We start from the raw sequence: 7,867 nt of genomic DNA, 5'->3' as shown, positions 1-7,867 counted from the left end.
ACCCTCTTCGACACCGCCCTCACCACCACCCACCCCACCCTCACCCCCGCCCACCTCGACACCACCAACCTCAACGACCAAAGCCCCCTCGTACTCCAGGGCCTCGCCGCCCCGGCGCGCCTCCGCCGTGCGGCGGCACGCACCTCTCCCGCCAGCGGTGGAAACCGGACCGTCGGCACCGGCGGGGCGACGCTCGCCGCCCAGCTCACCGGGCTCGCCGAGGAGGAGCAGCGGCAGGCCGTCCTCGATCTGGTGCGGGAGAGCGTGGGGACCGTGCTGGGGCACTCCGGGGGAAGCGGTCTTGATCTCGACCGGGGCTTCCTCGCCATGGGCTTCGACTCGCTGACCGCGGTCGAGTTGCGCAACCTGCTCAACAAGAGCACCGGGCTGAAGCTGCCCACGACGCTGGTGTTCGACCACCCGACTCCGGCCGCGCTGGCGGCCTACCTGCTCGCCCAGGCGGTGCCGGATCCGGCCGACGCGCTGCTCGCCGAACTCGACCGCTTCGAGGCGGCGTTCGCGAGGAAGCAGTCGGCCGACGACGTACGCTCCGGGTTGTCCGTCCGGCTGCACGCGCTGCTCGCGGCGCTGAACGGCACCGAGGGGGACGAGGACGGTGCGCCCGGTGTGCTCGACCAGATCGGCAGCGCGTCGGACGACGAGATCTTCTCCTTCATCGACAACGAGCTGGGGGCCAACTGACCGGCCTCGCCCACCGAAGCCGGCGCGCTGCCGTCGCTGTCTCCGGGTGGCGGCCGGGCGCTGACCGCCCACCGCCGCCCAACGCCGCCCGCCGCCGCCCGCCGCCCGACGGGACGTAGGGCGTACGACGCACGGCGGGTACCAGGGCCCCCACGGTCCCGGTACCCGCCGTGCGTCCGCGCCGCGGGCCGCCGTCAGACGGTCGCGACGCCGTTCGAGTAGCGCTTCATGTTGTAGACGGCGAAGCCGTTCTGCACCGGGTCGCCGGAGCCGTTGATGGCGTGCAGCATGCCGCCGCCGCCCGCGCCGTTGAGGCACACGGTCATCAGGTCGGTGAAGACGACGCCCGGGGTGTCGGGCACCTCGTACGTCCGGTCGGTGTAGATGTCGGCTTCCAGGTTGAAGAAGCAGTAGCTGCCCAGACCCCACGCCAGGTGGTCGCGGACGTCGCCGGCGACCTTGTAGGACGCGTAGCCCTTGGTGCCGCCGTGCACCCACGCCGTCTGGGTGGGCACGTCGTACGGGTTCTCGTTCTGGAAGAAGTACGTGCGGCCGCTCTCGCCGTTCCAGAGCACCTCGTACTTCTGGTAGTGCTCGACGAAGAGCCCGTACGTGGTGACGTGGTCGCCGTTGACGAGGATGCCGGTGTCGGCCGGGTTCACCGTCCAGCCCACCGTGCCGTCCAGGCCGTGGTCCGCGCGCCACAGCCACAGGTGGTCGCAGATGACGTCGTTGCTGTCGATCTGGAGGCTGACCCCGGCGCCGCCCGCGACGGCTCCGCCGATCCGGGCGAAGAGGTCGAAGATCACCGTCGGGTCGTTGCTGTGCCGGTGCCTGGTGCGGCCCTCGCCGACCCGGACGAGCACGGGGGTGTTCTTGGACGCGGCCTCGACGAGCACGCCGGCGATCGTGACGCCGTCGACGTCGGCGACCTCGATGAGCGTGTTGTTCCGGGCCGAGCGCAGCGTCGTGTAGCCGAGGCCCAGCACGACCGTGCCGGGGCGGGTGACGCGGATGGGCGAGGTCAGGTTGTAGATGCCGGGCGTGAAGAGCAGGTGCCGGCCGCTGCCGAGGGCGCGGTTGATCTCGGCGGCCGAGTCGCCGGGCCTGGCCACGAAGAAGTGGTCCAGCGCGATGCTCTTGCCCGCGGCGCGGCCGCCGGCCCAGGTGGTGCCGGTGCTGTTGCGGCGCAGCCCGGGGACGAAGACCTCGTAGTCGCCGTGCCGGTCCACGGTCAGGAAGGGCTTCTCGCGTACGACCGGGGTGCGGTCGACGGTCGTCATGGGGGGCGTCGGGAAGGACTGGGCGGGCGCGCCCTGTACGCCGACGAAGACCATGTTCCAGTTGGAGCCGACCCAGCTGCCGAGGGTGTCGTTGCGGGAGATCCACTGCTGCTGCGAGCCGGACTGCACCTCGCCGTCCACGACGCTGTCGGCCAGGTACCCGCCGCTGGACCATCCGTTTCCGGGCGGGCTCGGCATGAGGTTCATGTCGCCCTTGACGTGCACCCGGCGCATCGGCCCGGCCTGGGCGACGGCCCACCGGTTGAGGCCGTCCGGCGGCGCGATGGTCAGGTTCTCGGCGGCGCGCCAGAAGTTCTGCGTGCCGTTGCCGTCGAACCACTGGGCGTCGACGGTGATGTGGCCGTTGATCACGACGTCCGACGGGCTCGCCCCGAGGCCGAGGACGTGCGTGTAGAAGCCGACGTTGATGTCGACGGTGTACGTGCCCGGCATGAAGGCCAGCGCGTAGCGCTCGTCGCCGAACTGGTTGGACTCCTGGATCGCGAAGACGGCGTCGACCTGTGCCTGGATCGCCGCGTCGCCCATCGACGGGTCGAAGACGAGGACGTTGTGCCCCAGGTCCGCGCCCTTGTGCCCCTTCGGCGGGCAGGGACGGGCGGACGGCGCCGCGGCGTGGGCGGTACCGGTGGCGATGCCGCCGGCCAGCGGCACCGCGGCGGCGACGGCCGCCCCGCGGAGCACGGATCGGCGAGAGGGAATGACGGACACGGCTCTCCCTGTGGTGGTGGATCAGGAGGACTGCGCGGTGGGCCGGACCGCGAGAGAGCGCTCTCAGGGCGAGAGTGAATCATCGTGGGTGGGCAGCGTCAATAAGTCTGCGGGCTTCTCCGAGGGTCGTACGATCCGGACGGATCGCGCACCGGGCGGGGGAAGTTGGGCGCCGGGCGTCCCGTGGTATGGGGGTGCGGCCGACCGCCGCCGGGTCTCCGCCCCCGGGGCGGGGGGCGGCCGCGTGCTTCCCCGCGCCCCTGCGGGACCGGAAGGCGAGGGCGAAAGGCCGGGGAAGACCCGCCCGCGCGCCAAGCGCGGAAATAGGCACGGGAATTGATCAACCGTCAATTCGGCGGAGCGTTCGCGGCGCCGTGACCTGCGGCGCCGGGAGCGCCGGGAATGCGGGTGGCGCGTGCACGACAGCTTGTATTTGTGCAATGAATGCATTATCTTCCCTGCCATGTCCAGTGCCCACAGAGTCATCGCGATGCGCGCCGCGGGAGAACCCCCGCTGGTGTGGCGTCTGCATGTCGACCTGTGCCACTGCAACGGCGACCTGTGTATGCGCTGACGCGCGTCCGTCGCTGACGTCCCTCCCCCGCCGCCCGCGGTCGATCCCCGGTCCGGCGGTCCCCGGTCGCCCGGGGTGACGTCATGGCGTGCTGCGCGCCGACGCCTCCACCCGTACCCCGGCCCGGTCGCCCGTTCCTGCTCCTGAGCTGCCGCTCAGCGCCGCGTCCGCCCGCACCGCGCCGGCCTTCCGTCCCCTCCCCCGTCCCCCGCGGTGCCCGGCTGCGTCCGGCGCTGTCACAGGAGTCCCCCTTGCCTGCCATCCTGAAGAGAATCCCGTTCTGGGCGCAGATCATCTCCGGTCTGGTCCTGGGCGTCGTGCTGGGCCTCATAGCCCGCGACGCCGACGTGCACTGGCTCACCGAGACCCTGACGCGCATCGGCGACATCTTCGTCCAACTGCTGAAGCTGGCCGTGCCCCCGCTGGTCTTCACCGCCGTGCTGGTCAGCGTCACCAACCTGCGCAACGTCACGAACGCCGCGCGGCTCGCGGTGCGCACCCTGCTGTGGTTCTGCGTCACCGCGCTCATCGCGGTCACCATCGGCATCCTGCTGGGCCTGGCCACCAAGCCCGGCGACGGCGTGCACCTGAAGGCCGGGGCGGTGCCGGACGGGCTGCACAAGGGCAGCTGGATCGACTTCCTGACCGGCATCGTCCCGACGAACATCGTGGACGCGTTCGGCCAGCCCAACGTGCTGCAGATCGTCTTCCTCGCCGTCGTGATCGGCGCTGCGTCGCTGTCGGTCGGCGAGAAGGCGGAGCCGCTGATCGACTTCGCGAAGGTCGTGCTGGAGGTCGTGCAGAAGGCGCTGTGGTGGGTCATCCGGCTCGCCCCGCTGGGCACGCTGGGCCTCATCGGCAAGTCGGTGGCCACCTACGGCTGGGACCTGCTCAAGCCGCTCGGCACCTTCACCGTGGACGTGTACGTCGGCTGCGCGCTGGTGATGTTCGTGGTCTACCCGCTGCTGCTCGCGCTGGTCGGCAAGGTCAACCCGGTCAACTTCTTCAAGGGCGCCTGGCCCGCCATCGAGCTGGCCTTCGTCTCCCGCTCCTCGGTCGGCACCATGCCGGTCACCCAGCGGGTCGCCGAGCGGCTCGGCGTGCCGCGCGACTACGCGTCCTTCGCAGTGCCCTTCGGCGCCACCACCAAGATGGACGGCTGCGCCGCGGTCTACCCGGCGCTCGCGGCGATCTTCGTCGCGGAGGTCTACCACGTCCACCTGGGCATCGGCGACTACCTGCTGATCGCGTTCGTCTCGGTGATCGGCTCGGCGGCGACGGCCGGTCTGACCGGTGCCATCGTGATGCTGACTCTGACGCTGAGCACGGTCGGCCTGCCGCTGGAGGGCGTCGGCCTGCTGCTGGCGATCGACCCGATCCTGGACATGATGCGCACCGCCACCAACGTCACCGGCCAGATCGTGACGCCGGTGCTGGTCGCCTCCCGGGAGAAGATCCTGGACCGCGCCGCCTTCGACGCCCCGCGCGGCATCGAGGACGACGAGCCGGCCGTGGAGTCCGAGACCCGCGAGCTGGTCGAGGTCTGACCCGCGCCCTCGCTGCGCGCACCGCGGCCCGGTCCCTCCCCTCGGAGGGGCCGGGCCGCGGCCGTACGCTCACCCCCGCCGGGGCCCGCGAACGGGCGGCGGGAGCTGGCCGCCGACGAGCGCGCCCAGGGCCAGCAGGAAGCCCGCGAGCTGCACGGGCCCGAGCGTCTGGCCCAGCACCGCGGCGCCCAGCACGGCGGCGACCAGCGGCGAGAGCAGCGCGAGCAGGGCGGCCGAGGTGACCGGCAGCGCGCCGATGCCGCGGAACCACAGGGTGTACGTGAGGAGTCCGCCGACCAGTCCCAGCCAGAGGTAGCCGAGCGCGGCCCGCCCGTCGACCGCGGGCGGCGCGCCCTCGGCGAGGAAGGTGACCGGCAGCAGGAGCAGGCCGCCCGCGGTGAGCTGCCATCCCGCGAAGGCGGTGCCGCTCACCCCCGCCGGGCGCCCCCAGCGCTTGGTGAGCGTCACACCGAGCGCCATCGTGACCGCGCCGGCGAGCCCCGCCGCCACGCCGACCCCGTCCAGCCCGGCGTCCGGCCCGATCACCACCAGGCCGACCCCCGCGGCGCCCGCCACGCCCCAGCCGATCCGCCACAGCGACAGCCGCTCGTGCAGCACCGGCGCCGCGAGCAGCGCGACGGCCAGCGGCTGGCCCGCCCCGAGCGTCGCGGCCACCCCGCCGGGCAGCCGCTCGGCGGCGGTGAAGAGCAGCGGCAGGAACAGCCCGATGTTGAGCGCGCCCAGCACCGCGGCCTTCCCCCACCAGGCGCCGCGCGGCAGCGTGCGGGTGAGGGCGAGGGCGACGAGCCCGGCGGGCAGCGCCCGCAGCAGTCCGGCGAAGAGCGGGTGCCCGGCGGGCAGGAACTCGGTGGTGACGATGTAGGTGGTGCCCCAGACGGCGGGCGCGAGCGCGGTGAGCGCGGTACGCGACAGGCCCGGCCCCCGATCCCCGCGGGCGGTGCCGCGGGTCCGTGCCATGGATTGCGTGGTCATGACGGAAGTCTCGGCCCGCCAGGATCGATGAGTCCAACACATGCTTGTCACACCATCGATCGTGATCCACGATGGATCCATGGAACTCCAGCAGATGCGGTACGTGATCGCCGTCGCGGAAACCAGCAGCTTCACCCGCGCCGCCGAGCGCTGCCGTGTCGTGCAGTCCGCGCTGAGCCACCAGGTGGCCCGGCTGGAACACGAGCTGGGCGCCCGGCTGTTCGAGCGCACCAGCCGCCGGGTGCGGCTCACCCCGGCGGGCGAGGCCTTCCTCCCGGCCGCCCGGCAGTGCCTGGAGGCCGCCGGGCGCGCGGCGGCCGAGGTCGCCGCCGCGGTCGGCGAGGTGCGCGGGCGGCTCGCCGTCGGCTCGATCCCGACGGTCACCGCGGCCGACGTGCCGGGCGCGCTGCGGGAGATCCACGAACGGCATCCGCAGGTGCGCATCACCTTGCGGGTGGGCGCGAGCGACGAGCTGGTCGAGCAGGTCAGGACCGGCGGCCTGGACGTGGCCTTCCTGGGCCTGCCCACCACGGCGGTGCCGCACGGGGTCGGCGTCCACGAGCTGGCGCGCGGCGCCCTGGTCGCGGTGGTCGCGCCGGACCACCCGCTCGCCGGGGAGCGCGCGGTGAGCCTGGCCCGGCTGGCGCGGGAGACCTTCGTGGAGCTGCCCGCCGGGACCGCGGGCCGCGCCCAGTCCGAGCAGGCCTTCGCCGCGGCGGGGCTGAGCCGCGACATCGCCTACGAGGTGAGCAGCGCGGAGTTCATCCCGCGGCTGGTCGCCCCGGGCCTGGGCGTCGCCATGCTCCCGGCCGCGTACGCGCCGAACCTGACCGGCGTGGTGACGGTGGAGGTGACGGACGCCCCGGCGCGCGTGGAGTACGTCATCTGGTCCCGCTCCGGGCCGACCCCGGCGGCGGCGGCCTTCCTGGACGCGCTGGGGGTGGATCCGCGGGCGTAGCCCCCGCCCGTACCGCTCGCCCGCCGGGACCGGCGCCGTACCCCTCAGGGGCCGTCCGCTCGGCCTCCGGTCCGGCCGCCGGTGCCGTCGAAGGCGCGCAGCAGGCGCTCGGCCGCGTCCGCCGCCGTGAGGGTCCCGGCGCGCAGGCCCGCTTCGATCTCGGGGGCCAGGGCGCGGACCGCGGGGTGGGTGTCGAGGCGGGTGAGCAGTGTGTCGCGGGCCGTCGACCAGGCCCAGGCGACCTGCTGGGCGCGGCGCTTGGCGGCGAGGCCGCCGTCCGCCGCGAGCCGGGAGCGGTGCGCCTCCAGCCGCTCCCACACCGTGTCGAGACCGGCGGACTCGCGCGCGCTGCACGTGAGCACGGGCGGCGTCCAGGAGGCGTCGGCGGGCTGCATCAGGCGCAGCGCACCGGCGAGTTCGCGGGCGGCGGCGCGGGCGTCGCGCTCGTGCGGGCCGTCCGCCTTGTTGACGGCGACGACGTCGGCCAGCTCCAGCACGCCCTTCTTGATGCCCTGGAGCTGGTCGCCGGTGCGGGCGAGGGTGAGCAGCAGGAAGGTGTCGACCATGCCGGCCACGGCCGTCTCGGACTGGCCGACGCCGACCGTCTCGACCAGCACCACGTCATATCCGGCGGCCTCCATGACGACCATGGACTCCCGGGTCGCGCGCGCCACCCCGCCGAGTGTGCCCGCGCTCGGCGAGGGGCGGACGAAGGCGGCCGGGTCGGTGGCCAGCCGCTCCATCCGGGTCTTGTCGCCGAGGACGGAGCCGCCGGTGCGGGTGGAGGACGGATCGACGGCGAGCACCGCGACGCGGTGCCCGAGGCCGGTGAGCAGGGTGCCGAAGGCGTCGATGAAGGTGGACTTGCCCACCCCCGGCACCCCGCTGATCCCGATCCGCCGGGCGCCGCCGGTGTGCGGCAGCAGCTCGGTGAGCATCCGCTGCGCCAGGGCGCGGTGGTCCGGGCGGGCGGACTCCACGAGCGTGATGGCGCGCGCGACGAACGCCCGGCGCCCTTCGAGCACGCCCTCGGCGTACGCTCCGGCGTCGATCGCCGCGGGTCTTGACGTGGGCATACCGC

Annotated in this window: 6 protein-coding genes; 3 read left to right on the top strand and 3 right to left on the bottom strand. The window is 73.5% G+C overall.

What is annotated here, in order from left to right; translation table 11 throughout:
- The coding region (locus tag ACWERV_RS34205) for a phosphopantetheine-binding protein (RefSeq protein WP_452940546.1) at nucleotides 1–702 on the top strand (702 nt) is incomplete at its 5' end.
- Nucleotides 703–896: 194 nt separating this feature from the next.
- Here the strand turns inward: ACWERV_RS34205 and ACWERV_RS34200 are convergent.
- Nucleotides 897–2,714, bottom strand: a complete 1,818-nt coding sequence (locus ACWERV_RS34200) for an adenylyl cyclase (protein ID WP_452940544.1) — start codon at nucleotides 2,712–2,714, stop codon at nucleotides 897–899.
- A gap of 825 nt (nucleotides 2,715–3,539) precedes the next feature.
- On the opposite strand from ACWERV_RS34200, the gene ACWERV_RS34195 reads away from it, so the two are divergent.
- Nucleotides 3,540–4,835 carry a dicarboxylate/amino acid:cation symporter gene (locus ACWERV_RS34195; protein ID WP_452940542.1) on the top strand — a complete coding sequence of 432 codons (1,296 nt, stop codon included), beginning with the start codon at nucleotides 3,540–3,542 and terminating at the stop codon, nucleotides 4,833–4,835.
- Nucleotides 4,836–4,904: 69 nt separating this feature from the next.
- On the opposite strand, the gene ACWERV_RS34190 is transcribed toward ACWERV_RS34195, so the two are convergent.
- On the bottom strand, nucleotides 4,905–5,828 hold the full coding sequence (locus ACWERV_RS34190) for an EamA family transporter (protein ID WP_452940540.1): 924 nt from the start codon (nucleotides 5,826–5,828) through the stop codon (nucleotides 4,905–4,907).
- A gap of 79 nt (nucleotides 5,829–5,907) precedes the next feature.
- On the opposite strand from ACWERV_RS34190, the gene ACWERV_RS34185 reads away from it, so the two are divergent.
- A complete protein-coding gene (locus ACWERV_RS34185; RefSeq protein WP_452940548.1) occupies nucleotides 5,908–6,786 on the top strand; it encodes a LysR family transcriptional regulator in 879 nt (292 codons plus the stop codon).
- Between the two features lie 44 nt (nucleotides 6,787–6,830).
- Here ACWERV_RS34185 and meaB read toward each other — a convergent pair whose 3' ends face one another.
- Nucleotides 6,831–7,862, bottom strand: coding sequence for a methylmalonyl Co-A mutase-associated GTPase MeaB (meaB, locus tag ACWERV_RS34180; RefSeq protein ID WP_452940539.1), 1,032 nt, complete (start codon nucleotides 7,860–7,862; stop codon nucleotides 6,831–6,833).
- Nucleotides 7,863–7,867 lie beyond the last annotated feature (5 nt).

Source organism: Streptomyces sp. NPDC004031 (assembly GCF_053604375.1).
The sequence above is the reverse complement of the archived record's forward strand: the minus strand, read 5'-3'. Positions and strand labels throughout refer to the sequence as shown.